The sequence below is a fragment of the Dactylosporangium fulvum genome (assembly GCF_025137375.1).
Classification (GTDB): Bacteria; Actinomycetota; Actinomycetes; order Mycobacteriales; family Micromonosporaceae; genus Dactylosporangium; species Dactylosporangium fulvum.
The window spans coordinates 1,613,847-1,638,540 of the sequence record NZ_CP073720.1 but is presented as its reverse complement, the minus strand read 5'-3'; the positions used below and the strand labels follow the sequence as shown (position 1 = coordinate 1,638,540).

23 protein-coding genes and 2 tRNA genes are annotated in these 24,694 nt (G+C 72.1%); 11 read left to right on the top strand and 14 right to left on the bottom strand.

Annotated features, from left to right (window positions below):
* Positions 1-16: 16 nt before the first annotated feature.
* Positions 17-2,209 (bottom strand): ATP-dependent DNA helicase RecG, encoded by a 2,193-nt coding sequence (gene recG / locus Dfulv_RS07590; RefSeq protein WP_259867501.1) that lies wholly within the window; start codon positions 2,207-2,209, stop codon positions 17-19.
* Positions 2,210-2,228: 19 nt separating this feature from the next.
* Positions 2,229-3,971: a DAK2 domain-containing protein gene (locus Dfulv_RS07585; protein WP_259861931.1), complete on the bottom strand. Its 1,743-nt coding sequence runs from the start codon at positions 3,969-3,971 to the stop codon at positions 2,229-2,231.
* A gap of 194 nt (positions 3,972-4,165) precedes the next feature.
* Between Dfulv_RS07585 and rpmB the strand changes: the two genes are divergently transcribed.
* Positions 4,166-4,357 carry a 50S ribosomal protein L28 gene (rpmB, locus tag Dfulv_RS07580; protein ID WP_223101777.1) on the top strand — a complete coding sequence of 64 codons (192 nt, stop codon included), beginning with the start codon at positions 4,166-4,168 and terminating at the stop codon, positions 4,355-4,357.
* A 106-nt stretch (positions 4,358-4,463) separates the two neighbouring features.
* Here the strand turns inward: rpmB and Dfulv_RS07575 are convergent, their stop codons facing one another.
* The 3 genes from Dfulv_RS07575 to Dfulv_RS07565 all read right to left on the bottom strand — a co-directional run bounded on the left by Dfulv_RS07575 (position 4,464) and on the right by Dfulv_RS07565 (position 5,729).
* On the bottom strand, positions 4,464-4,916 hold the full coding sequence (locus Dfulv_RS07575) for a CHRD domain-containing protein (protein WP_259861930.1): 453 nt from the start codon (positions 4,914-4,916) through the stop codon (positions 4,464-4,466).
* A gap of 69 nt (positions 4,917-4,985) precedes the next feature.
* A complete protein-coding gene (locus Dfulv_RS07570; RefSeq protein WP_259861929.1) occupies positions 4,986-5,495 on the bottom strand; it encodes a DUF3515 domain-containing protein in 510 nt (169 codons plus the stop codon).
* Entirely contained in the window at positions 5,496-5,729 is a 234-nt protein-coding gene (locus Dfulv_RS07565) for an Lrp/AsnC ligand binding domain-containing protein (protein WP_259861928.1), read from the bottom strand.
* 143 nt (positions 5,730-5,872) lie between these two features.
* On the opposite strand from Dfulv_RS07565, the gene Dfulv_RS07560 reads away from it, so the two are divergent.
* Complete coding sequence (locus tag Dfulv_RS07560; protein ID WP_259861927.1) at positions 5,873-6,835, top strand: thiamine-phosphate kinase; 963 nt, start codon at positions 5,873-5,875, stop codon at positions 6,833-6,835.
* A 52-nt stretch (positions 6,836-6,887) separates the two neighbouring features.
* On the top strand, positions 6,888-7,358 hold the full coding sequence (locus Dfulv_RS07555; RefSeq protein ID WP_259861925.1) for a GNAT family N-acetyltransferase: 471 nt from the start codon (positions 6,888-6,890) through the stop codon (positions 7,356-7,358).
* Between the two features lie 7 nt (positions 7,359-7,365).
* Here Dfulv_RS07555 and Dfulv_RS07550 read toward each other — a convergent pair whose 3' ends face one another.
* From Dfulv_RS07550 to Dfulv_RS07535, 4 genes are all read right to left on the bottom strand, one after another.
* On the bottom strand, positions 7,366-8,349 hold the full coding sequence (locus tag Dfulv_RS07550; protein WP_259861924.1) for a D-alanine--D-alanine ligase: 984 nt from the start codon (positions 8,347-8,349) through the stop codon (positions 7,366-7,368).
* A gap of 22 nt (positions 8,350-8,371) precedes the next feature.
* Positions 8,372-9,484, bottom strand: a complete 1,113-nt coding sequence (locus Dfulv_RS07545; RefSeq protein ID WP_259861923.1) for a cystathionine gamma-lyase — start codon at positions 9,482-9,484, stop codon at positions 8,372-8,374.
* A gap of 9 nt (positions 9,485-9,493) precedes the next feature.
* The gene (locus Dfulv_RS07540) at positions 9,494-10,519 is read right to left on the bottom strand and encodes an NAD(P)H-dependent glycerol-3-phosphate dehydrogenase (RefSeq protein WP_259867499.1); all 1,026 of its coding nucleotides are present in this window, start codon (positions 10,517-10,519) and stop codon (positions 9,494-9,496) included.
* Between the two features lie 141 nt (positions 10,520-10,660).
* Complete coding sequence (locus Dfulv_RS07535) at positions 10,661-11,404, bottom strand: lysophospholipid acyltransferase family protein (protein WP_259861921.1); 744 nt, start codon at positions 11,402-11,404, stop codon at positions 10,661-10,663.
* A gap of 73 nt (positions 11,405-11,477) precedes the next feature.
* On the opposite strand from Dfulv_RS07535, the gene cofC reads away from it, so the two are divergent.
* The 5 genes from cofC (at position 11,478) to Dfulv_RS07510 (ending at position 17,230) form a co-directional block, all read left to right on the top strand.
* The gene (gene cofC / locus Dfulv_RS07530; protein WP_259861920.1) at positions 11,478-12,128 is read left to right on the top strand and encodes a 2-phospho-L-lactate guanylyltransferase; all 651 of its coding nucleotides are present in this window, start codon (positions 11,478-11,480) and stop codon (positions 12,126-12,128) included.
* Positions 12,129-12,132: 4 nt separating this feature from the next.
* A complete protein-coding gene (locus Dfulv_RS07525; RefSeq protein WP_259861919.1) occupies positions 12,133-12,330 on the top strand; it encodes a cold-shock protein in 198 nt (65 codons plus the stop codon).
* A gap of 252 nt (positions 12,331-12,582) precedes the next feature.
* A complete protein-coding gene (locus Dfulv_RS07520; protein ID WP_406568003.1) occupies positions 12,583-14,748 on the top strand; it encodes an RNA degradosome polyphosphate kinase in 2,166 nt (721 codons plus the stop codon).
* Between the two features lie 68 nt (positions 14,749-14,816).
* A complete protein-coding gene (locus tag Dfulv_RS07515; protein ID WP_259861917.1) occupies positions 14,817-16,358 on the top strand; it encodes a CYTH and CHAD domain-containing protein in 1,542 nt (513 codons plus the stop codon).
* Positions 16,346-17,230: an NUDIX hydrolase gene (locus Dfulv_RS07510; RefSeq protein WP_259861916.1), complete on the top strand. Its 885-nt coding sequence runs from the start codon at positions 16,346-16,348 to the stop codon at positions 17,228-17,230. The genes Dfulv_RS07515 and Dfulv_RS07510 overlap by 13 nt, the downstream gene beginning before the upstream one ends.
* A 99-nt stretch (positions 17,231-17,329) precedes the next feature.
* On the opposite strand, the gene Dfulv_RS07505 is transcribed toward Dfulv_RS07510, so the two are convergent.
* The 3 genes from Dfulv_RS07505 to leuC form a co-directional block, all read right to left on the bottom strand.
* Complete coding sequence (locus Dfulv_RS07505) at positions 17,330-17,911, bottom strand: HU family DNA-binding protein (protein ID WP_259861915.1); 582 nt, start codon at positions 17,909-17,911, stop codon at positions 17,330-17,332.
* Positions 17,912-18,048: 137 nt separating this feature from the next.
* Positions 18,049-18,636 (bottom strand): 3-isopropylmalate dehydratase small subunit, encoded by a 588-nt coding sequence (leuD, locus tag Dfulv_RS07500; RefSeq protein ID WP_259861914.1) that lies wholly within the window; start codon positions 18,634-18,636, stop codon positions 18,049-18,051.
* A gap of 25 nt (positions 18,637-18,661) precedes the next feature.
* Positions 18,662-20,080, bottom strand: coding sequence for a 3-isopropylmalate dehydratase large subunit (gene leuC / locus Dfulv_RS07495; RefSeq protein WP_259861913.1), 1,419 nt, complete (start codon positions 20,078-20,080; stop codon positions 18,662-18,664).
* Positions 20,081-20,129: 49 nt separating this feature from the next.
* Between leuC and Dfulv_RS07490 the strand changes: the two genes are divergently transcribed.
* From Dfulv_RS07490 to Dfulv_RS07480, 3 genes are all read left to right on the top strand, one after another.
* Entirely contained in the window at positions 20,130-20,816 is a 687-nt protein-coding gene (locus tag Dfulv_RS07490; RefSeq protein WP_259861912.1) for an IclR family transcriptional regulator, read from the top strand.
* Between the two features lie 701 nt (positions 20,817-21,517).
* Complete coding sequence (locus Dfulv_RS07485) at positions 21,518-21,793, top strand: hypothetical protein (protein WP_259861911.1); 276 nt, start codon at positions 21,518-21,520, stop codon at positions 21,791-21,793.
* A gap of 110 nt (positions 21,794-21,903) precedes the next feature.
* Positions 21,904-23,547, top strand: a complete 1,644-nt coding sequence (locus tag Dfulv_RS07480) for a hypothetical protein (protein WP_259861910.1) — start codon at positions 21,904-21,906, stop codon at positions 23,545-23,547.
* An 861-nt stretch (positions 23,548-24,408) separates the two neighbouring features.
* Here the strand turns inward: Dfulv_RS07480 and Dfulv_RS07475 are convergent.
* Together Dfulv_RS07475 and Dfulv_RS07470 are read right to left on the bottom strand one after the other, a co-directional pair.
* Positions 24,409-24,484: transfer RNA gene (locus Dfulv_RS07475), tRNA-Glu, on the bottom strand.
* A gap of 65 nt (positions 24,485-24,549) precedes the next feature.
* Positions 24,550-24,621 (bottom strand) — tRNA-Gln (locus Dfulv_RS07470).
* Positions 24,622-24,694 lie beyond the last annotated feature (73 nt).

The window sequence follows — 24,694 nt, the reverse complement described above, 5'->3', positions numbered from 1 at the left end:
CCTAAGACCCACCTCGTCAGCCCTTCTCCAGGTATTCGGCCCGCTCCTCGTCGACGAGTTGGGCGATCGTGGCGGCCAGCCCGGGGTACCGCTCCAGCTCCGGATCCTCCTCGAGCAGCTCGATCGCCTCGACCCGCGCCTCGCCGATCAGCTCGGCGTCGCGCTGGAGGGACAGCAGCCGCAGGTGGGAGCGGTGGCCGGACTGGGCGGCGCCGAGCACGTCACCCTCGCGGCGCTGCTCCAGGTCGAGCTCGGCCAGCTTGAACCCGTCGGTCGTGGACGCCACCGCGTCGAGGCGGGCGCGCGCCGGGGTGCCCTCGCCCGCCTCGGTGACGAGCAGGCAGAGCCCGGGTGCGCTGCCCCGGCCGACCCGGCCGCGCAGCTGGTGCAGCTGGGAGACGCCGAACCGGTCGGCGTCGAGGATCATCATCATCGTGGAGTTCGGCACGTCGACGCCGACCTCGATCACCGTGGTGGCGACCAGCACGTCGAGGTCGCCGGCCGCGAACGAGCGCATGACCGCGTCCTTCTCGTCGGCCGGCAGCTTCCCGTGCAGCACGCCGATGCGCAGGCCGTGCAGCGGCCCGTCCGCCAGCTCCGGCGCGACGTCGAGCACCGCCACCGGCGGGCGGCGGCCGTCGTCGCCGCCGGCGAGGTCCTCACCCTCCGACTTCGTGTCGCCGATGCGCGGGCAGACGATGTATGCCTGGTGGCCGGCGGCGACCTCCTCGCGAAGCCGCCGCCAGGCCCGGTCGAGGAACGCGGGCTTCTCCGTCACCGGCACGACGTGGGAGGCGATCGGCGACCGGCCCTTCGGCAGCTGGCTCAGCACCGAGGTCTCCAGGTCACCGAAGACGGTCATCGCGACGGTGCGCGGGATCGGGGTGGCGGTCATGACGAGCACGTGCGGCGGCTGTTCCGCCTTGGCGCGCAGGGCGTCGCGCTGCTCGACGCCGAAGCGGTGCTGCTCGTCGACCACGATCAGGCCGAGGTCGGCGAAGTCCACCCCCTCGTAGAGCAGGGCGTGGGTGCCGACGACGATGCCGGCCGTGCCGCCGCGGATCTCTTCGACGACCCGGCGGCGTGCGACCGCACCCAGCGAGCCGGTCAGCAACGCGACGCGGGTGGCCTCCGGCGCCGCGTCGAGCTCGCCGGCCCGGGCCATGCCACCGAGGAGGTCCAGGACGTTGCGGTAGTGCTGGGCCGCCAGGACCTCGGTCGGCGCGAGCATCGCCGCCTGGCCGCCGGCGTCGACGACCTGAAGCATCGCGCGCAGCGCGCAGAGGGTCTTGCCGGAGCCGACCTCGCCCTGCAGGAGCCGGTGCATCGGATGGGGCCGCGACAGGCCGGCGGCGATCTCCTCGCCGACGTCGTGCTGGCCGCGGGTCAGCTCGTAGGGCAGGCCGGCGTCGAACGCCGCGAGCAGGCCGTCCGGGCGCCTCGGCCGTGGTGTCGCGGGCCAGTCGGCCGCCCGGATCTTGCGTTGTACGAGCGTCAGCTGCAGCGCGAACGCCTCGTCCCACTTGAGGCGCCGCCGGGCGAAGTGCAGCGCCTGCTGCGACTCGGGCCGGTGGATGTCGCGCAGCGCCTTGTCGAGCGCGGACAGCTTGCGCTTCGCCCGGATCGTCGCCGGCACCGGGTCGGTCGCGGGCGGCAGCACGTCGAGCACCGTGCGGACGGCGGCGGCGATCCGCCAGGTCGGGACCTTGGCGCTCGCCGGATACACCGGGATGATCGCCCCGGCGAACTCCTCGACGGCCTCCTCGCCCTCGGCGGCGCCCTCACCCGCGGCGAGCAGCAGGTAGTCGGGCTGGTTGAGCTGGAGCTTGTTGTTGAAGCGGCCGACCTTGCCGGAGAACAGTCCCCAGCGCCCCGGCCGCAGCTGGTTCTCCCGCCAGGGCTGATTGAAGAACGTGACGCTGATCTCCCCGCCGCTGTCGTCGCCGATGACCGCCTCGACCAGCGAGCCGCGTTTGCCCTTGGTCGCGCCGCGCTGCTGCATGAACGACCGCGAGCTGACCCGCTTGACCTGCCCGAACACCGTGACCTCGGTGTCGATCTCCAGCGAGCGGATGTCGGTGTGCTCGCCGCGCTCCTCGTAGCGGCGCGGGAAGTGGTACACGAGGTCGCCGACCGTGTGCAGGTCGAGACTCTCGCCGAGCAGCTTCGCCCCGTTGCCGCCGACCACCTTCTGCAGCGGCGTCGCCATCTCGATCTCGGTCACCGCGTCACTCCACTCCTACCAGCAGCGGGTAGTGCGGCTGGCCGCCCTCGTAGCACTGCACCTCCACAAACGGCCAGGCGCCTTCGACGTGCGCCCGCAGCGTCTCGCCGAGCTCGGCCGGCGCACCCTGCCCCGCGATCAACGTCACCAACTCACCACCGGCGGTGAGCATCCGGTCGAGCAGCTGGACGGCGGTCTGGCACACGTCCTGGCCGATGAGGTTCACCTCGCCGTCGACGATCGCCAGCACGTCGCCCGGCTGGCACCGTCCCGCCACGGTGAGCGCCTCGCGGCTGGCGATGGTGACCTCGGCCGACCGGCAGCGGGCGGCCGCCTCGGCCATCGCGATCACGTCGTCCTCGAACCGCCGGTGGTGATCCCGCACTGCCATCGCCGCGAGCGCCTGCACCGGCGACCGCGTCGGCACGACCCCGGCCCGGATGCCGACGGCCCGCGCCTCGGCCGCGGCGGCGGTGGCGGTGGCCAGCACGTTGGGGTCGTTGGGCAGCACGACGACCCGCCCGGCGCCGGTCGCCTTGATCGCCTCGAGGATCTCCCCGGTCGACGGCGTGCCGCCGAGCACCGTGGCACCCTCGGCGGTGAGCAACTCTCCCAGCCCCGCCCCGGTGCAGACCACGACGACGGCCCGCTCCCGCTGCTGCGGAATGAGCGCGAGCCCCTGCCGGGCCGCGATCTGGTCGGCGAACCGCGTGACGGTGATCCGGCTGGGCCGCCCCGCCTCGATCCCCGCCTCGATGGCGGCTCCGACGTCGTTGACGTGCACATGGACGTGCCAGGTCCGCTCGTCGCCGATGACGACGAGCGAGTCCCCCGACCGGCCGAGCACATCCCGCAGCCGGTCGACAGCCTCGGCGGGCGCGTCCAGGAGGTATTGCACCTCATAACCGAACTCGTCCGACCCCGCCTCGCGCTCCATCTCGGCGGGGCGGTGCTCTCCGGTGGGCCGGCCCGCTCCGGGTGCCCGGCCCGCGGCGGCCGGCCTGCTCGTGATGGTCGGCACCCTGGTGGCGAACTCCGGCGCGGCCTCTCCCGTGAGCGTCTCGACCAGGGCGTCGAGCAGCACCACCAGCCCGCGTCCGCCCGCGTCGACGACCCCGGCCCGGGCGAGCGCCGGCAGTTGCTCCGGCGTGCGGGCCAGCGCCGCTCGCGCCCCGTCGGCCGCCGCCCGGGCGACGGCTGCCACGGTGTCGCCCGCGGCTCCGACCGACCCTGCCGACCCTGCGGAACCGTCGCCGCCGGTGCCGCTGGCGGCGCCGACCGGCTCTCCGGCAGCGACCCGCAGGACCGCCGCGTTCGCGGCTCGCGCGGCGGCGGCGCCCACCGACAGCACGGTGCCCTCCACCGGGGCGGCGACCGCGAGATAGGCGGTCTTCGCCGCGTGGTCGAGCGCCCGTGCCAGCTCCGGCCCGCCGGCTGTCTCGGTGTCGGCCAACGACTCGGCCAGGCCCTTGAACAGCTGGGCCAGGATGATGCCCGAGTTGCCCCGCGCACCGAGCAGTGCCGCACGGGCAGCCGTGCGCAGGACCGCGCCGAGCGCTCGGTCCTCGGCGGCGGCGGTCAGGGAATCGACGGCGGCGGCCAGCGTGAGCACCAGGTTGGTGCCGGTGTCACCGTCGGGCACAGGGTAGACATTGAGCGCGTTGATCTCGTCCTCGTGGCGGCGCAGCGCGACGAGGCCGGTGGCACACCACCGGCGGACGGCGGCGGCGTCCACACTGTCGGGCACGGCCAGAGCCTAACGGCGACCACTGACATTCCCCACCGAAGCAGCGCCCGACCGGGCCGATTGGGTGTGGCGGGGTTGGATCAGGTAACCTTGCTGGGTTGTCTGCTGGGAGTCCAGCGGATGACGCCTGGAGTCCGGCCCGCGGTGCGGGTGTGATTCCAGCCCGAGACGCAATCAATTCCCAGGAGATCCCCGTGGCTAGCGTGTGCGACGTCTGCGGCAAGGGACCGGGCTTCGGCCACAACGTGTCCCACTCGCACCGGCGGACCAACCGCCGTTGGAACCCCAACATTCAGACGGTGCGCACCCCGGCCGGTGGCGGCACCACGCGGAAGATGCAGGTCTGCACCTCCTGCCTGAAGGCCGGCAAGGTCGTCCGCGGCTGATCCAGCCAGCGCGAGGCCCCGCGACCACGTCGCGGGGCCTTTTGCTGTGTCCGGCCGTGGAGCGTCGTGGCTGCCGGGGCGACCACAACGCTCCACGGGAGCCGGCTCAGGCGCGGTGGAGCTGGCCGCGCAACGCGCCGTCCTTGAAGTCCGTCGAGTGGACGTTCACGTAGTAGCGGGCCGGGTTGGAAGCGATCTTGCGAGCCAATTTCGAGCCGATGCCCCGGCAATCGGCCACCGAGCCGTGCCAGGCCGGCGGGGACAGCGGGGCGACGACGTCGCCGTCGCGGCCCGCGCGACCCGCGTGGATGTGAGCCTGGGTCACGTCGCCCGTGACGTTGCGCACCCTCAGGACGTAGCAGAGCCGGCCGTCACGGTGCAGCTGGAACAACCCTATGCCGGTCGCATCCGGGTCTCCGCTGCCCTTCGGCACCTCCTGCCGCCCCGTCAGGTACGCCCCGAGGCTGATCGTCGGCGGCGCCGCCGACGCAGGGCTGCCGGCCAGCACGCCGGCCGAAACGACGGCGGCGACGGTCGTGAGTGCCAGTGCTGCGCGCATGGTGGTCTCCTCGAAGAACGGAACAGAACTCCGAACCGAGGGGAAGACCACGCGGAGGGCGGCAGGGGGTCAGCAGTGCACAGGACCGGGGTCGGCGGCGGGGACGGTCTCGGTGATCGGGCCTGAGAGATTCACGACCCACGAGCCGTCGACGGCCTTCGGTACCACCACCTGGAGCGGCACCTTGCGATCCACCGTCTGCCACACGGTCTGGTCGCCGTGCTCCTCCGGGAACCAACATACGTTGGAAAGGCCGAGAAGCTGGGCATTTTGCGGGATTGCCGGTTTTGTCGTCCCACAGGACAGCACGATCGCCGGGTCGCCGAACGCCGCGTTCTGCTCGTTGCCGGCCGTGACGGGACGGCGGTCGAGGCCGCCCAGCGTCGAGGGCAGCTTCGCCACCAGCGCACGGCAGATCGTGGCCGTGTCAGGGTCGAGGGGTGCGGCCTCGACCCGCACCGCCGAGACCGAAGCCGGCTTCGGCTGCTGCGGGAAACCGCCGAGCACCCAGAACACGACAAGGCCGGCCACCAGCGCCACGGGCAACGCGGTGAGGGTCGCGATCTTCGCGGGAGACATCTATAAGTGCACCACCGAGCAGGTGAGAGTACGGGTGATGCCGGGCACCATCTGGACCTTGCTCACAATCAGTTTGCCCAGCTCGTCGACGCTGCGGGCCTCCGTCAGCACCACTACATCGTACGGACCCGTGACAGCGTCGACCCGGACCACACCCGCGAGGTCCTGAATGGCCGATGCCACATCACGTGCCTTGCCGACCTCTGTTTGGATCAGGATGTATGCCTGTACCACGACACGACCCCTTCCTGCGCCGCACGAGCGCTGATCAGGCGTGAACCTACCGCACCATGGGAATCAGCAATTCAACCGCCGTGCGTGATCATGCCACGACACGCAGCTTCGGCAACAGAATCGAGCATCAAGTTGGAGGACGGGTGACCGTAGCAACCGCCGGGGAGTTCGGGCTGATCTCGCGGGTGACGGCCCGGCTCGGGGCGGAGTCGCCCTATGTCCTGCTCGGCCCGGGGGACGACGCGGCGCTGGTCGCGACCCCCGACCGCCGGGTGGTGGCCAGCACCGACGTGCTGGTCGAAGGCCGGCATTTCCGCCGGGACTGGTCCAGCGCCCGCGACATCGGCCACCGGGCCGCCGCCGCCAACCTGGCGGACATCGCCGCGATGGGCGGCCGGCCGACCGCGCTGCTGGTGGCCCTGTGCGCACCGGCCAATCTCCAGATCTCCTGGGCGGAGGAGCTCGCGGACGGGCTCGCGGCGGAAGCGGCGAAGACCGGCGCGGTCGTCGTCGGGGGCGACACCTCGGCGAGCCCGACGCTGACGATCGCGGTGACCGCGCTCGGCGACCTGGAGGGGCGCGAGCCGGTGGTCCGGACGGGGGCGCAGCCGGGCGACATCGTCGCCGTGGCGGGGCGGATCGGGCACGCCGCGGCCGGATACACGATCCTGTCGCGCGGTTTCCGCTCGCCGAAGCTGCTGGTGGAGGCGTTCCGGCGCCCGGAGGTGCCGTACCACCTCGGCCCGCTGGCGGCACGGCTCGGCGCAACGTCGATGATCGATATCTCGGACGGGCTGCTCGCCGACCTCGGGCACATCGCGACCGCCAGCGACGTCGGCATCGACGTGCGGCGCAACGCGTTCACGGTCCCGGAGCAGATGCGCGACGCGGCGACCGCGCTCGGCGTGGATCCCTACGGCTGGATCCTGGCCGGCGGCGACGACCACGCGCTCGCCGCCACCTTCCCGGCCGACACCGAGCTGTCCGCCGAGTGGCTCGTCGTCGGTTCCGTCCTACCGGCCAGTCCGTTCACAGCGGGTGACGGCGTGACGGTCGACGGGCGCCGGTACACGGGCGGAGCCCCAGGCTGGGATCACTTCAGGTAATCGCCTACCACCGATGCGGTAAGGCACAAACCGGCTCGTACCCTTTACCCTCGTGAGCGAGATCAACATCCGGCTGACCCGTTACGGTTCGCGGGTCGTCAATACCCTGACGACCGCCGCACTGGCGGAGCTTGCCCAGCGATACGGCGGCGAGGGCGACAGCACCCCGATCCTCCCCGGCGAGTTCGACCCGCCGGAGGGCGGCTTCCTGGTCGCCTACGACCCCGACCACGAGCCGATCGGCTGCGCCGGCTGGCGGACCCTGGCCGAGGAGGAGGACGCGGCGGAACTCAAGCGGATGTACGTCGTGCCCGCCCACCGCGGCCGGGGCGTGGCCAAGGCGCTGCTCGTCGCCGTGGAGAACGACGCGCGGCAGGCCGGGCGGCGGCGGATGTGGCTGGAGACCGGCACCGCCCAGCCCGAGGCGATCGCCCTGTACGAGCGGTCCGGCTACCTCCGGATCGAGGACTTCGGCCACTACAAGGGCTACGAGGGCGTCCGCTCGTTCGGCAAGGACCTCTGAGCGGAGGTCAGTGCAGGCCGGTCCCCCGCCGCACCGCCGCCCGGATCAGGCGCGAGACGAGGGAGTCGTACGGCAACCCGCTCGCCGCCCAGACCGACGGGAACGGTGCGCCCGGCCCGAACGCCGGCATCGTGTCGATCCGGTCGAGCGTGATCTCGCCCGCCGGAGTCACGGTGAAGTCGATGCGGGCCAGACCGGCGCAGTCCAGCGCCACGAACGCCTGGACGGCCAGGTCCCGCACCGCCCGCTCCACGTCGCGGTCCAGCTCGGCCGGTGCCGTGGTGTCGTCCCCGGCGAGCTCGCCGGGGACGCTGGGCTCGGGATCGCCGGCGGTGTCGAGCACGCCGACCGTCACCCGCCGCCCGGCCGGCACGGTCGCGACGACCACCTTACCGTCGACCGCACGGGCGGCGGCGACGGCGGTGCCGAGGTCCGTCCAGTCGTCGACGACGGTCTCCCCGCCGGTGCCCCGCGCGGGCCGCACGACCACCGGAAGCGGCAGCCGGGCACGGTCGGCCTCGTCGAGGGAGGCGCCCGCGCGCAGCACCACGTAGGGCGCGACCGGCAGGCCGGCCGCCACCGCCAGCTTGCGCAGGTGGTCGTGGTCGAGCGCGGCCGACGAGGCGAAGACGCCGGAGCCCACGTAGGGCAGGTCGGCCATCTCCAGCAGGCCCTGGATGGTGCCCTCGTGGCCGAAGGCTCCCTGCAGCACCGGGAAGACGACGTCGATGCCGGTGAGCCGGGCGACCCCGTCGCGCGCGTCGACGACCGTGATGTCGCCGGTGACCGGCACAAGGTCGGTGGAGCTCGCCGCCGGACCGGCCGGCAGGACCCAGCGCCCCTCCCCGGTCACGCCGATCGGCACGATCTCGAACTGGTCGTCGGCGTCGAGCGCCGCCAGGACGTCGGCCGCGCCGACGCTGTTGATGGCGTGCTCGGTGCTGCCGCCGCCGAACACGACGGCGACCCGGGTCTTCTCTGGCGTCTCCACGCCGCCGACCCTAGCCAACAAGTCAAATCCGCGCTGCGTCCAATGCCTGACGCAGATCGGCGACCAGATCCGCGGTGTCCTCGACGCCGCACGAGAACCGCACCAGGCCCTCCGGCGTGTCGTCGCCCCACTGCGCGCGCCGGTCGGCGGAGGTGTGCAGGCCGCCGAACGAGGTGGCCGCGAAGATCAGCTCGGAGGCTGCGAAGAAGCGGTCGACGGCGGCCTTGTCGGCGAGCGTGAACGTCACCACACCCGGGATCCGGCGCATCTGCCGGCGCGCCAGGCCGTAGGCGGGGTCCTGCGGGCGGCCGGGCCAGCGCACGGACCGCACCGCCGGATGGCCGGCCAGCAGCTCGGTCACGGCCGCCGCGTTGGCGGCCTGCCGGGTCAGCCGCAGGTCGAGGGTGCCCAGCGACCGGTGTGCCAACCACGCCTCGAACGGGCCGGGGATGGCGCCCGTGCGATTGCGCCAGGTGCGGATCGTGGCGGCCAGCTCCGGATCGCGGGTGCAGACATAGCCCATCAGCAGGTCGGAGTGGCCGGTCAGCGCCTTGGTGCCGGAGGCGACCGAGAAGTCGGCGCCGAGGTCGAGCGGGCGCTGGCCGAGCGGGGTCGGGGTCGTGTTGTCGACGGCGACGAGGCCGCCCCGCTCGTGGACGGCGGCGGCGAGCCCGGCGACGTCGCAGATGTCGAGTCCCGGGTTCGACGGGGTCTCCAGCAGCAGCAGGCGCACGCCGTCGAACGACGGGTAGGGCCCCGCGGTCCGCGCCGTCGCCACCGTCACGCCGCGATCGGGCAGGTGCTCGCCGGCGAAGGCGCGGGTCAGGTAGTACCCGTCCTGGGGCACGATCACGGTGTCGCCGCTGCGCAGCGTGGTGAGCAGCACCGCGGTGACGGCCGCCATGCCGGAGGAGAAGACGACACACTCGCCGCCCTCCAGCTCGCCGATCGCGCTTTCGAGGGCACGGTACGTGCGGTTGTCCGTCCGCCCGTACCCGTCCACGCCCGGCAGCGGGCCGGCGACCGGATCGAGGTGGTAGGGCGCGCCGAGCACCGGGCCCGGCAGGAACGGCTGGCCGGGCACCGCCTCGGGCAGCCCGGCGTGCACGGCTCGCGTGCCGTCACCGAGAGGCATGCGGCAACCCTACTGGCCGGTCGACGGCACGCCCGGCCGCTCCGGCTTGGTCTCGCGCGCCATGAGCGCGGCGAGGGCCTTCAGCGGGTCGAGGTTCTCGTGGCAGACCAGCTCGACCTGCTCGGTGATCGGCATCTCCACGCCGACGCTGCGGGCGAGGTCGCGGATCGACAGGCAGCTCTTGACGCCCTCGGCGGTCTGCCGGGTCGCGGCCTGCGCCTGCTCGAGGGTCTCGCCGCGGCCGAGCTGCTCGCCGAAGGTGCGGTTGCGCGACAGCGGCGACGAGCACGTGGCGACCAGGTCACCCAGGCCCGCGAGGCCGGCGAACGTCATCGGGTTGGCGCCGAGCGCCGCGCCGAGCCGGGCGGTCTCGGCCAGGCCGCGGGTGATCAGTGTCGCGCGGGTGTTGTCGCCGAACCCGAGCGCCACGGCCATGCCGTAGGCGAGGGCGATGACGTTCTTCACGGCACCGCCGAGCTCGCAGCCGACCACGTCGTCGTTGGTGTACGGCCTGAGGTAGCGCGTGCTGATCGCCCGCTGCACCAGCTCGGCCCGGCGGATGTCGCGGCACGCGACGACGGTGCCCGCGACCTGCTCCGCGGCGATCTCCGGGGCGAGATTGGGCCCGGTGACCACGGCGACCCGCTCCGGCTCGACGCCGGCGACCTCGACGACGACCTCGCTCATGCGCTTGAGCGTGCCGAGCTCGATACCCTTCATGAGGCTGGCCAGCGTCGCGTCGGGGTCGATCAGGCCGGCCCAGCCGGCGAGGTTGTCCCGCAGCGTCTGCGACGGCACGGCCAGCACCACGAGGTCGGCGCCGTCGATGGCCTCCGCGGCGTCGCCGGTGGCGGTCACCGCGTCGGGCAGCCACATCGTCGGCAGGTAGTCGGGGTTGACGCGCCGCTCGCGCATCGCGGCGGCGACCTCGGGCCGCCGCGCCCAGATGGTGACCTCGGGCGTCCCGGCGTCGGCGAGCGCCTTGGCGAAGGCCGTGCCCCACGAGCCCGACCCGAGTACCGCTGCCCTACGAATGCTCACGCCACCGCCACCGCCTCCGCTTCGCTCCGGCGCCGCCGTGAGCCATTGGCCAACTGTGCTTCCTGCACCCATGATGAGCGGCCCCTCCGCTACGCTCCGGACCGCTCATGCGCCCTCCGCTGCGCTCCGGACCGCTCATGCCGCCCGCTCTTCTTCCGACGATCGTTCCGACGATCGGCTGGAGCGTTTGGGGGTCCACAGCGGCGGCGGGGTGCCGCCGCGCAGTTCGACGAGCATGTCCCGCAGGTGCAGCATGATGTGGTCGGTGATCTCGGTGAGGGTCTGCGCGCTCGGCTGGGCGTCCGCCCAGGCGGACAGGTCGATCGGCGCGCCGGTGGTGATCTGCATCAGCTTCCGCGGGAACAGGTCGAGTTTCTTCGTGCGCGGGTCGAAGATCTGCTCCGGGCCCCACATCACCACCGGAATCATCGGCGCGCGGGTGTCGAGCCAGAGCCGCGCCGCGCCGGTCTTGCCGCGCATGGGCCACAGGTCGGGCTCGCGGGAGGTGGTCCCCTCCGGGTAGATGACGACGGCCTCGCCGTTGCGGATCCCGGCCCGGGCCGCTTCCAGCGCCTTGACCGCGTCGGTGGTGCCGCGGCGCACCGGGATCTGGTGCACCGCCTTGAGCAGGTAGCCGAGGACCGGCACCTCGAAGAGGCCCGACTTGGCCAGGAACGACGGCCACCGGCCGGCGTCGTAGATGTAGTGCGCGACGGCGAGCGGGTCGGCGTGCGAGATGTGGTTGACCACAATGATCACCCCGCCCTCGGCCGGGATGTGCTCCATCCCCGCCCAGGCGCGTCGGGTCAGCACCTTGATCATGGGTTTCACGGTCATGACGGCGAAACGCCGCCAAAAGCCGAGCTTCCGGCGCGCCATCTCACCCTCCCCTCATGGCTCTGCTGCGAATCATGCCACTGCGACCGGCGACGCCGCCGTGTCAGGATGGGTCATGCTCAGCCACGGCCGGTCGACGGCTCCGGACACGCCGGTGACGTGGGTGGCGGTGGTGCCGGTCAAACCGCTGCCGGCCGCCAAGACCCGGCTGCGCGGCGCCGTTCCCGAGGCGGTCCACCCCGATCTGGTCCTGGCGATGGCGCGGGACACGGTCGCCGCGGTGCTCGCCTGCGGGGTGGTCGCCGGTGTGGTCGTGGTCTGCGACGACCCGGCCGTCCGCGCCGAGCTGACCCGGCTCGGCGCCACCTGCCTGCCGGACACCCCGGCCGCCGGACTCAACGCGGCCTTCGCCTTCGGCGCCCGCGGTGCCGAGGGCCCCGTGGTGGCGCTGACCGCCGACCTGCCCGCGCTGCGCCCCGCCGACCTGGAGTCGGCGCTGGCGGCGGCGGTGCGGGCCGGTGGGCGGGCGTTCGTGTCCGACCTGGAGGGCACCGGCACCGTCCTGCTCACGGCACCGTCGGGGGCGGCCCTGGCACCGCACTTCGGCCCCGGCTCGGCTGCGGCGCATCTGCGCTCGGGTGCGGCCCGGCTGGACGGCAGGTGGCTCAGCCTGCGCCGGGACGTCGACACGGCGGCGGATTTGGACGCTGCGGCAAGACTGGGGCTCGGCACGCATACCGGACAGGTCATCTGCACGGTAGCGTGATCGCATGCAGGGCACGGTGGCGACCTTCGACGAGTCGACCCGCACCGGCACGGTGCTGCTTGACGACGGCGTCGAGGTGTCCTTCCCGGCGGCGGCGTTCGACGCCTCCGGCCTGCGGCACCTGCGGCTCGGTCAGCGGGTCCGGCTCGACCACGATGATGTGGGCACGGTCACCAAGGTCACGCTCCCGACGCTCCCGTGACCCTCTAGCAGCGAGAAGTTCATGTTGAGACCGGCACAAACAGGCCATGATGATCCGGTGGACGAGAGCCCGACCGGTCGTAGCCGCCCGCGCAGCACCACCCAGCGGTCCGACCCGGCGAGCACGCCGCCCAAGACGACGCGTTCCGGCAGTGCGAAAACGCCGGCCCGGGCTCGGCGAGCCACCAAGGTCGCGAGGCCCGCGGCGCCGGACTCAGCCACGGTGAGCGAGGTCACGGTGAACGAGATCACGGTGGAAGACAGCACATCGACCGACACCACGACCGAAGCGGCGCCCGCTGCCGAGCACCGGCCGGTGCCGCAGCCCTCAGCGCCGGTGGAGGAGGCACTGCCCGTACCGGAGGAGAAACCACTCCCCGAGGACCGGTATCTCAACCGCGAGCTGTCCTGGCTCGACTTCAACGCGCGGGTGCTGACCCTCGCGGAGGACTCGGCGACGCCGCTGCTGGAGCGCGCCAAATTCCTGGCCATCTTCGCCAGCAACCTCGACGAGTTCTACATGGTGCGCGTCGCCGGCCTCAAGCGGCGCCTGCAGACCGGCCTGCCGGTGCGCCGGCCCGGGTTCCTGCCGCCGACGGAGCAGCTGGAACAGATCGCGGAGCACACATCGGCGCTGATGGCCCGCCAGTCGCGGGTCTTCGCCGAGGAGATCGCGCCGGCGATGGCCGAGGAGCACATCCACATCGTCAAGTGGAACGAGCTCGACCCGGCCGAGCGGGAGAAGATGCGCGCGTCGTTCCGCGAGCAGATCTTCCCGGTGCTGACGCCGCTCGCGGTCGACCCGGCGCACCCGTTCCCGTACATCTCCGGCCTCTCCCTGAACCTGGCCGTGGTGGTGCGGGAGAAGGACGGCGGCCCGGAGCTCTTCGCCCGGATCAAGGTCCCCAACAACGTGCCGCGCTTCTTCGCCCTCGACCGGGTCACCCGCGACGGCGCCCGGATGATGCGGTTCCTGCCGGTCGAGGAGCTGATCGCGGCGCACCTCGGGCAGCTGTTCTCCGGCATGCAGGTGGTCGAGCACCACCTGTTCCGGGTGACCCGCAACGCCGAGGTGGAGCTCGACGAGGACCGCGACGAGGACCTGCTGCAGGCGCTGGAGCGGGAGCTGGCCCGGCGCCGGTTCGGCCCGCCGGTGCGGCTCGAGGTGGCCGCGTCGATCTCCGACCACGTGCTGGAGCTGCTGGTCCGCGAGCTCGACATGGACTCGCACGACGTGCTGCGGGTGCCCGGGCTGCTCGACCTGACCGCGCTGTGGCAGATCTACAACGGCGTCGACCGGCCGGACCTCAAGGACCCGCCGTTCGTCCCGGCGACGCACCCGCACTTCGCCGAGGGTGAGACGCCGCGCAGCGTGTTCGCCCGGCTGCGGGACCACGACATCCTGGTCCACCACCCGTACCACTCGTTTTCCACGAGCGTGCAGCGGTTCATCGAGCAGGCCGCCGCCGACCCCAACGTGCTGGCGATCAAGCTCACCCTGTACCGCACCAGCGGCGACTCACCGATCGTCGACGCGCTGGTCGACGCGGCCGAGGCGGGCAAGCAGGTCGTGGTGCTCGTCGAGGTGAAGGCGCGCTTCGACGAGAAGGCCAACATCGGCTGGGCCAGGACGCTGGAGCGGGCCGGCTGCCATGTGGTGTACGGCCTGGTCGGCCTCAAGACGCACACCAAGACGGCACTGGTCGTGCGGCAGGAGGGCAACCACATCCGGCGGTACTGCCACGTCGGCACCGGCAACTACCACCCGAAGACGGCCCGGCTCTACGAGGACTACGGGCTGCTCACCGCCGACCCGGAGGTCGGCGCCGACCTGACCGACCTGTTCAACGTCCTCACCGGCTACAGCCGGCAGACCTCCTACCGGCGGCTGCTCGTCGCGCCGCACGGGGTGCGCCGCGGCATCATCGAGCGGATCGACCGCGAGATCGCACTCGGCGCGGACGGCCTGGTGCAGATCAAGGTCAACTCGTTGGTCGACGAGGAGGTCATCGACTCGCTCTACCGGGCCAGCCAGGCGGGCGTGCATGTCGACCTCATCGTGCGCGGCATCTGCGCGCTGCGCCCGGGCGTGCCGGACCTGTCGGAGAACATCCGTGTCCGCTCGGTGCTGGGCCGGTTCCTGGAGCACTCGCGGGTGTTCCGGTTCGGCCGGGGCCCCGCGGCGCAGTACTGGATCGGCTCCGCCGACCTCATGCACCGCAACCTCGACCGCCGCGTCGAGGCGCTGGTGCAGGTGACCGACCCGGCCTCGACCGAGGAGCTCAACCGCGTGCTGACGCTCATGATGAGCGACGACACCGGGGCGTTCGAACTGTCCGGCAACGGCCAGTGGCACCGGCGCCCGGGCCGCAATCCGCAGGAGGCCTTGCTGCGCCGGATCGTCGACCGCGCGGAGTGACAGCCTGTAGCGTCTGTTCCATGACCGAGGCCGGGCCGCGGCCGTGGAACAGACGCTAGGGTGACCGGATGCCGGAGGAAGACCACAGATACCTGGTCGCCGAGGAATTCACGATGCCCGATCTCGGAGCCGCCGGCAAAGGTGGGACCAGAGTCGCGGTGCGTCCCCCGGTGACGTTGAAGGCGACCTACTACGACACCGCCGACCGGTTGCTCGCGCGGGCCGGGGTCTCGCTGCGGCACCGCAAGGGCGAGTCGGCCGCGAAAGCCTGGACGGTGCACCTGCCGTCGTCGGTCGCCGGGGTGCGGCACGAGCACTCGCGACCCGCCACCCGCCCCGGCGTCGTCCCGCCGGTCCTGCTCGACCTCGTGACGGCCTATCGGCGCGGTGCCGACCTGGCGCCGGCCGCCGTGCTGCGGACCGTGCGGACCGTCCACGACGTCGTGAACCGGGACGGCACGGTGCTCGCCGAGGTCGCCGACGACGTCGTCACCGTGCTCGACGGCCGGAAGGTCGCCCACCGGTTCCGCGAGATCACGCTGGAGCTGCGTGCGGGGCCGCCCCGGCTCCTCGACCGGCTGGAGGATCTGCTCCTGACCGCCGGGGCGACGGCCTCCGACTTCGTCCCGGAACACGTGCGCGCGCTCACGGCGGACGGGCCGCTGGCCGATCCCGCGGTGCCGCCGCCGGCGCCCCTGCGGCGCAAGGCCCGGGCCGGCGACGTGGTGACCGAGGCGATCCGCCGCGACGTGGCGCGCATCGTCCGGCACGACCCGTTCGCCAGGCTGCGCGAGACGCTGCCCGGCGGCGACACCCCCGTGCACCAGATGCGGGTCGGCACCCGCCGGCTGCGCAGCGATCTCCAGACCTTCCAGGCCCTGCTGGTTCCGTCCTGGACCGCCACGCTCCGGGCGGAGCTGAGCTGGCTCGCCGACGCACTCGGCGGCGCCCGGGACATCGAGGTGCTGCGGGCCCGGCTGCGGCAGACCGCGGCGCGCGACCCGCTCGTGCCGCTCGACGCCGCCGCGGTGGAGCGGATCGACGCGGAGCTCGCCGCGCGGCACGAGGATGCGCTGACGGCGCTGGACGAGGCGCTGCACGCGCCGCGGTACGTCGCACTGCTCGACTCGCTGGTCGAGGCGGCCCGGGCGCCGCATCTGTCGCCGCTGGCCTCGGCACGGGCCGTGGAGGTCCTGCCGGGCATCGTGCGCAGGCCGTGGCGGCGCCTGGCCTACGGCGGCGGTGCGGCTCCCGCGGCCGGCGGCCTCACCCTGGACCTGCCCGACGACGAGTGGCACGAGGTCCGCAAGCGGGCCAAGCGCGCCCGCTACGCCGCCGACGCGGCCGCCCCGATCGTGGGCGCGGACGCGGTACTGCTGGCAAAGGCCATCGCCAAGGCGCAAAATGTGCTCGGCGAGCACCAGGACGCCGCGATCGCCGCCGACGCGTGGCTGGACATCGCCAAGTCCGATCCCGACGACCACACCCTCGCCGTCACCGCCGGGCGGCTGTTCGAGCGGGAACGCGCCGCGGTCACCCGGTCGCGGAACACGTTCCCGGCTGTGTGGGCGGCCGTGATGGAGGAAAAGAACATCGCATGGCTGAAATGAACGCGGTCGTCCACGCGGCGGGTGGCGTGGTGTGGCGCACCGTCTCCGGCGGCGCCGTCGAGATCGTCCTGGTCCACCGTCCCCGTTACCACGACTGGTCGTTGCCGAAGGGCAAGCTCGACCCGGGCGAGCACGCGCTGGCCGCCGCCGTGCGTGAGGTCTACGAGGAGACCCTCGTTTCGGCGGTACCGCAGGTGCGTCTGCCGTCCATCCGGTACCTGACCGGCGAGCCGGGCGTGGAGAAGCACGTCGACTTCTGGTCGATGCGCTCGCAGTCGTGGACGTTCCGGCCGGCCGACGACGAGATCGAGGAGGCCCGGTGGGTGCCGGTCGGCGAGGTGCAGGGCCTGCTGAGCTACGCCCACGACCGCGGGGTCGTCCGGGCGTTCCTGGACCTGCCGCGGGTGACCTCCGTCGTGGCGTTGGTCCGGCACGCCAAGGCCGGCAAGCGGCGCGAGTGGTCCGGCCCGGACGGTGACCGGCCGCTGGACGCCACCGGGGAACGCGACGCAACGGCCTTGAGCGAGCTGCTGACGCTGCTGCGGCCGGAGCGGGTGGTGTCGGCCACCCCCCTGCGGTGCCGGCAGACCGTGGAGCCGCTGGGCCTGCCGCTGGATCTCGACGCCCGTTTCGACGAGGAGCAGCCGCCGGACACCGCGGCGGCGGCGCTGGTCGAGGTGGCCAAGCAGGGCGGCGTGACGGTGGTGTGCAGCCAGGGCAAGCTGATGCCGCCCCTGCTGACCGAGCTGACCCGCCGGACCGACGTGAACTTCCATACCCGAAAGGGCGCCGGCTGGATCCTCAGCTTCGCCGACGGCCGCCTCGTGGGCCGGGACAAGCTCGTCCCGCTGACCGTCGCCCGGGAGCCCTAGGGTCCACTTCGGACGTCCTATCTGGACGCTCTCCAGAAAAGAAGGGCGGCGCCGCGATCGCGGTGCCGCCCTTTGTCGTGCGTGAGTGGATGTTGTGCGTTACTTGGCGGCGGCCTTCTTGGCCGGCGCCTTCTTCGCGGCCGTGGTCTTCGCGGCCGTGGTGGCGGTGGCGGTCTTGCGCGCCGTGGTCGCGGCAGCGGCACGCGTGGTCTTGGCGGCGGCCTTCTTGGCCGGCGCCGCCTTGGCAGCGGCCTTGGCCGGAGCGGCCTTCACGGTCTTGGCCGGAGCGGCCTTCGCCGTGGTCGCCTTGACCGCGGTCGCCTTGGCCGTCGTGGCCTTGGCCGTCGTGGCCTTCGCGGCGGCGGTCTTGGCGGCGGCCTTCTTCGCGGGGGCGACCTTCGGCACCTTGCCGCTGGCGACCATCTCGCGGAAGCCGGCACCGGCGCGGAACGCGGGCACCGAGGTCTTCTTCACCTTCACCGCTTCGCCGGTGCGCGGGTTGCGGGCCGTTCTCGCACCACGAACGCGCTTCTCGAAGACCCCGAAGCCCGTGATGGCGACCTTGTCGCCCTTGGTCACGGCGTTCTGGATCTCGGCCAGCACCGCGTCCAGCGCCGCGTTTGCCGACTTCTTGTCGCCCAGGCGAGCGCTGAGCGCCTCGATGAGCTCGGCCTTGTTCACGTTTCCTCCCGTACCAGAAATGAAGTCCCTGTGGGCAAGGTATCCCAACGCACACAGGATACAAACATATGACGGAAAAGAAATCGTTGTGGAGCAACGGATTTGACCGAAGGCTCATCGAGACGCCCAACGTGGGCCTAGTGAACGACCGGTGTCCACTCCGGACGACGTTGTTCGAAGGCGCCGATAGCGTCCACGTGGCGAAGGGTGAGACCGATATCGTCCAGCCCCTCCAGCAGGCGCCAACGGCTGAAATCGTCCAGCGGGAACTCCCATTCGTGGCCGTCGGCGCGCAACTGGCGACCCTCGAGGTCGACCGTTACCGGCAGCTTCGGATCCGCCTCGATCGCGGCCCACAGGATCTCGACAAGTTTCAGGTCGAGCTCAACGGGCAGGAGCCCGGCCTTGAGCGCGTTTCCCCGGAAGATGTCGCCGAAACGCGGCGCGACGACGACCCGGAAACCGTAGTCCTGCAAGGCCCAGACGGCGTGCTCGCGGGACGAGCCGGTGCCGAACTCCGGCCCGGCGACGAGGATCGACGCACCCTCGTACACCGGATTGTTGAGGACGAATGCCGGGTCGGACCGCCACGCGTTGAACAGGCCGTCGGCGAACCCGGTGCGGGTGACGCGCTTGAGGTAGACGGCCGGGATGATCTGGTCGGTGTCCACGTTGGAACGGCGCAGCGGGACGGCTGTGCCGGTGTGGACGGTGAACTTCTCCATGGTCCTGTGTCCCTCTGTTCCGGTCTCAGTTCAGGTCGGCGGGGGCCGCGAGCCGCCCCACGACGGCGGTGGCGGCGGCGACGGGCGGCGACACGAGGTGCGTGCGCCCGCCACGGCCCTGCCGGCCCTCGAAGTTGCGGTTGGACGTCGACGCCGAGCGCTCGCCCGGCTTGAGCGTGTCAGGGTTCATGCCGAGACACATGGAGCAGCCGGCGAACCGCCACTCCGCACCGGCCTCGGTGAAGACCTTGTCCAGGCCCTCCTGCTCGGCGGCGGCCCGCACGGACGCCGAACCGGGCACCACGAGCATCCGGACGCTGTCGGCGACCTTCCGGCCGCGCAGCACCTCGGCGGCGGCGCGCAGGTCCTCGAGGCGGCCGTTGGTGCACGAGCCGAGGAAGACCACGTCGACCGCGATCTCGCGCAGCGCCGTGCCCGGCGTCAGCGCCATGTATTCCAACGCCTTCTCGGCGGCGATCTGCTCGGCGCTCTCGGCGAAATCCTCGGGGTGTGGCACATTGCCACCCAGCGGCGCGCCCTGTCCCGGGTTGGTGCCCCAGGTGACAAACGGGGTGAGCTGCGAGACGTCGAGCGTCACTTCGGTGTCGAACTTGGCGCCCTCGTCGGTGCGCAGGCTCTGCCAGTACTCCTTGGCACGGTCCCACTCGGCGCCCTTCGGCGCGTACTGCCGGCCCTCGATGTAGGCGAAGGTCGTCTCGTCCGGCGCGATCATGCCGGCCTTGGCACCCCACTCGATCGACATGTTGGAGATGGTCATGCGGCCTTCCATCGAGAGCTTCTCGATGGCGGGCCCGCGGTACTCGACCACGTGGCCGCGCCCGCCGCCGGTGCCGACCTGCGAGATGAGCGCCAGGACGAGGTCCTTGGCGGTGACGCCGGGGCCGAGCTCGCCGACGACGTTGACCGCCATGGTCTTCGGGCGGGCCTGCGACAGGGTCTGGGTCGCGAGGACGTGCTCGACCTCACTCGTGCCGATGCCGAACGCCAGCGCGCCGAAGGCACCGTGGGTCGAGGTGTGTGAGTCGCCGCAGACGATCGTCATGCCGGGCTGACTGAGGCCCAGCTGCGGTCCCATGACGTGGACCACGCCCTGCTGCGCGTCGCCGAGCGAGTGGATCTGGATGCCGAACTCCTCGGCGTTCTTCCGCAGCGTCTCGATCTGGGTGCGGGAAACCGGGTCGCTGATCGTCAGCAGGTTGTCGGTCGGCGTGTTGTGATCCTCGGTCGCGATCGTGAGATCGGGGCGGCGGACCGGACGGCCCGCCATGCGCAGGCCGTCGAACGCCTGCGGGCTGGTGACCTCGTGCACCAGGTGCAGGTCGATGTAGAGCAGATCGGGCTCGCCGGCAGCGGAACGTACGACATGTGCGTCCCATACCTTCTCTGCCAGCGTGCGTGGCGTCTGTTGTGCGTCTCCCACCATCTGGACATCCTAAAGTTTGGGAGGTATGTTTCGGTCTGTGGGACACAGTATGAGCGGTGTCGGCGTGCTCGACAAGGCGGTGGTCATCCTGGCCGCCTGTGTCGACGGCGCCAGCCTTGCCGAACTGGTGGACCGGACCAAGCTTCCCCGGGCAACGGCGCACCGGCTCGCACAGGCCCTGGAGATCCACCGCTTACTCGTTCGAGACGCACAAGGGCGCTGGCGCCCGGGCCCGCGTCTGGGCGAGCTCGCGAACGCCGCGCCCGACGTGTTGCTGACCGCCGCGGAGCCGATGCTGACCGCGCTGCGCGACGCGACGGGCGAGAGTGCACAGTTGTACCTTCGACGCGCGGACGAAAGGCTGTGTGTAGCGGCCGCGGAGCGCGCCAGCGGCCTGCGTGACACAGTGCCGATCGGCGCGGTGCTGCCGATGACGGCCGGTTCCGCGGCCCAGGTCCTCCTGGCGTGGGAACCCCCGGAGGCCGTGATGCCGCTACTGCCCCGCTGCAAGTTCACCGGCCGCACGCTGGCCGAGGTCCGCCGGCGCGGCTGGGCCCAGAGCGTGGCCGAGCGCGAGCCGGGCGTGGCAAGCGTCTCGGCCCCGATCCGCGACCGCACGGGGCGGGTGATCGCGGCGATCAGCGTGTCGGGCCCGATAGAGCGCCTGGGCCGCCGCCCTGGCGACCGCCACGCGATGGCGGTGGTTCGAGCGGGCCAACGCCTCTCCGGCCTGTAGTCCCCTTTTCCTCAGGCGCGTTCCTCAGGCGTGGTGCGAACCCTTTGCCGGTTTCCGCACCACGCCTCGTTCATTCCGGGCTCTCTGCGGCCGTTCCTCGTCTTACCCGCACCGCCTCTTCGGCCCGGCTCGACGTGACCCGTGATCGCGATAAGTTCGCGATCACGAAGGCGGGCGCCGTGAAGCGAGTCCTGGCCAAAGCTCGCACCCACGCCCGCCCCGCGGCCCGTCTTGCCTGTCGCTCGCACCCGCCCACCCCCACTCCTGCCCGCAGCCCGCCCTCGACCGCTCCTGCCGCGGCCCGCTGCCCGCCCTTGTCCGTTGCCCGCACCGCCCGGGCTCACGGCCCGCCGCGCCCACCGCTCGTGCCCGCCACGCCTGTCTGCCGCCCACGATGCCGCCGGTCGCGTCCTGACTGCTGCCCGCGCTGCCCCGGCCCGCCACTCGCCCCTGCCTGTTGCCCGCGCTGCCCGCGTTCGCCCGCTGGCCCGCCGCTCGCGCCCGCCGGCCGCCGTTAGCGGTCAGTTCCAAAGTGACCTTGGTCGAAATCCGTGGCCAGGGCCACGGAAACCCACCAAGGTCAAACTCGGTGGCGGCCACGCCCGGCGACATCGACGTACGCGTCCTCCGGATCCGGCACTTACCATCTGCGGGTGCGCCTTCGGCGCATTCCTGGAATGCATGAGCTGGAAGGAACGCCAGTGCCCGATTCCACCACCCCTGCCTCACCGGAACCGACGGACGAAGGCAACTCCACGGCGCCCGACACCTCTGCCGGGGTGAGCTCCGCGCCGACGGCCGGCACCCCGGCCTCCCCGTCGACCGGCGGCCCCGACGGCCCCGACGCGCCCGAGCCTCCCACCGCTCCCGCGCCGCCGGCCCAGCCGAGCGGCACCGGCCGCGGCGGCTGCATGACCACGATGATCGGCCTGTTCGTGTTCATCGCGGCTCTGCTGGGCATCGCGACCCAGCTCTGAGATCGACCGATCCGGCGCTCTCCGGTCAACGGAGAGCGCCGAATCGGATGAGTACCCACATGACACTCCCTCGATACGATCCCGGTCGACCTCAACGGGGGAGCATGATCATGACAACATCCGACGACCCACTGCCGTCCGGCGACACACCGCAGGAACAGCAGCTCACGGCAGTACCGACACCGTCACGGCGCAGGCTCGCGGGAGTCCTCACCGCGGTCGGGGTCACGCTCGCGGTGATCGCCGCGGGCGGCGCTTTCGCCGTGGTGCGGCTCTGGAAGGACAGCACCGGAACCCTGCCCGAGAGCGCCGTTCCCGGCTCCGTGGTGGCGTTCGCCCGGGTCAACCTGTCGCCGGGCCTGGGCCAGCGGCTGAAGTTCGAGTCGTTGCTCGGCAACGGCGCCCAGCAGCTCGACGACATGAAGCGCAAGGTCTTCGAGGATCTTGAGGCCCCGATCTCGTACGGCGATGTCGCGCCCTGGTTCGACGACCGCATCGGGCTGGCGCTGTGGGCCGATCCCGCGCGCCCGGACGATCCGGTGACGCTCGTCGCGGCCGCCGCCAAGGACGCCGACAAGGCCAGCAAGGCGTTGACGACGGCGCAGCAGAAGAGTGGTACCGACCGGCTGGGTTTTGTCGTCGACAACGGATACGCGCTCCTGGCGGTCGGCGAGAAGGGCTCGCAGGCCGCGGCCACGGCCGCCGCGGCGGCCACGAAGCGGGGCAGCCTGGCGCAAGCATCCGCGTTCACGTCGGCGGTCGCGACGCTGCCGCCGGACCAGCCGCTGCTCGGCTGGGCCGACCTCGAGCCGGCCGGCAAGCTGTCCCAGAAGCTCGGTGAGGACCTCGCCGAGGAGTTCCTGGGCGGCGGGATCATCGGCGAGGAGACCGGGCCGCTGCCGAGCGCGTCGCCGCTCCCGGAGGTCAAGGGGATCGTCGTGGTCGGCGCGCAGGCCGTCGACAACGCTGTCGAGGTTCGCGGACGGCTCATCGGGGCGAGCGGCGTGACGATCGGCTCCCCGGCGCCCGCCACGGACGTCGTGCAGGCCATCGGCGGCCTGTCCGCGGACGCCATCGCTGCCGGCGTCCTGTCCGGGCCGCTGAACGACCTGACGACGGTCCTGGGTGAGGATCTCGGGTACCTGCCGCTGACCCTGTTCGGCCAGACGCTGTTCCCCGAAGGCCCCGCGGGCGAGATCCCGCCGGAGCTGATGTCCGACGACCCAGCGGTGTTCGAGAAGTACCTCAAGGAGCACCCGGAACTCCTCGAAAACGGCGGCAGCTTCGCCTTCGCCGGCCCGCCGGGCGCCCCGGCCGACCTGGACAAGTCGACGAAGGCGCTGACGGCCGGCCTGAGCTCGGCGAAGACCCTGTCGTTCACGGTGGCCGGCAAGGTCGACGAGAAGACCGGCGGAGTCCCGCTCCTCGTGGACGTGGAGCTGCCGGACGCTGCCGCGGCCAAGAAACTGCAGGGCGACCTGACCAACCTGACCGAGCTCACCGGCGCCACTTGCGAGCAACGCGACGCCCACGTGTCGCTACGGTCGAAGTCGTACTCGGGCGGCACCGGCAAACTGGCGGACAGCCCGCTGTTCAAGCAGGCCATGACCGGCGGTGTCGCCAAGCCGTCCGCAGCGCTGTACCTGGACGGCAAGCAGGCGTTCAGCAAGAGCGGCCCGGTGCGGGCGATCGGAGTGACAACAGGCCACGACGGCGCGGACACCGTGTTCCAGGCCCGCATCGTGATCAAGTAGCCGTACAGCGCGACGCAGCCGGCCCGGGCCCGTACCAGCGGTCCCGGGCCGGCCCGCTCGCGATGCGCCCGGCTTCCTCGGCGGATCGGCGCGCAGCAAGCCCGCCGGCCGAAGGCGGCGGTGCGACCCGGCATACCGGGCCCGTGGACGACAGCGAGCCGTGCAGCCGGCCAGCCACCAACTCGGCCCTGAGCGGGCTCACACAAGTCGGCTCGCCGCAGCAACCGGGCGCTCAACGGTCCACGTGCCGCCTGCGCCCGTCAGACGGCGGAGCACCGCCGAGCGGCCGCGGCGCCGTGGTCCGGGCGGAGACAGCTTTGAGCGCCCGGCGGGCCGATCGGGGGCCGCCGCAAGGTGGTGGGCCAGGGCAAGATTTCCCGCGTGGCCGGGGCCGAGGGAAGCCGAAGAGCCCTCACGCCGCAGAACCGACGGCGGAGCGGCCGAGGGGCCTCGTACCGTGGAGCCGATGACGGAAGGCGTCGCGCCGCAGCGCCGATGGCGGAGGGGCCGAGGGCCTCGCACAGCGGACTCGACGGCGGAAGCGTTGCGCCGCAGGGCCGACGGCGGACTGGCGCCGAGGAGCCCTCGCGCAGCGGAACCGATGCCGGAGCGGCCGAGGAGCCCTCACGCCGCACGGCCGACGGCGGAGCGGACCCGAAGATCGGAGCCGACGACGGAGAGAGCCCGGGAACGAGGCCGGTGGCGGAGCGGAGCCGGAAAACGACGCCGGTGGCGAAGGAGACCGAGGAGCCTTGTGCGGCGGGCCGGTGGCCGGAGAGGGGCCGTGGGTCTGAGCGCGCGGAGCCGGCCCTGAACGAACAAACCGCGCTCCCCTGAACGAGGAGCGCGGTCTGCGCACTGTGGTAGCCCCGACCGGATTCGAACCGGCGCTACCGCCTTGAGAGGGCGGCGTCCTGGGCCGCTAGACGACGGGGCCCCAGTACTTCCAGTTTCGTGCTGACGTGCGGTGAAACACTACAGCACCGCGATGTTGCTGCGGCGCTGGGGTACCAGGACTCGAACCTAGACTAACTGAACCAGAATCAGTTGGGCTGCCAATTACCCCATACCCCATTGGCGCTTACCGCGCCGGAAGAGAACTTTACCGGAGGTCCCCTTCCCCGCCAAATCAGTTGTCGCCAACACG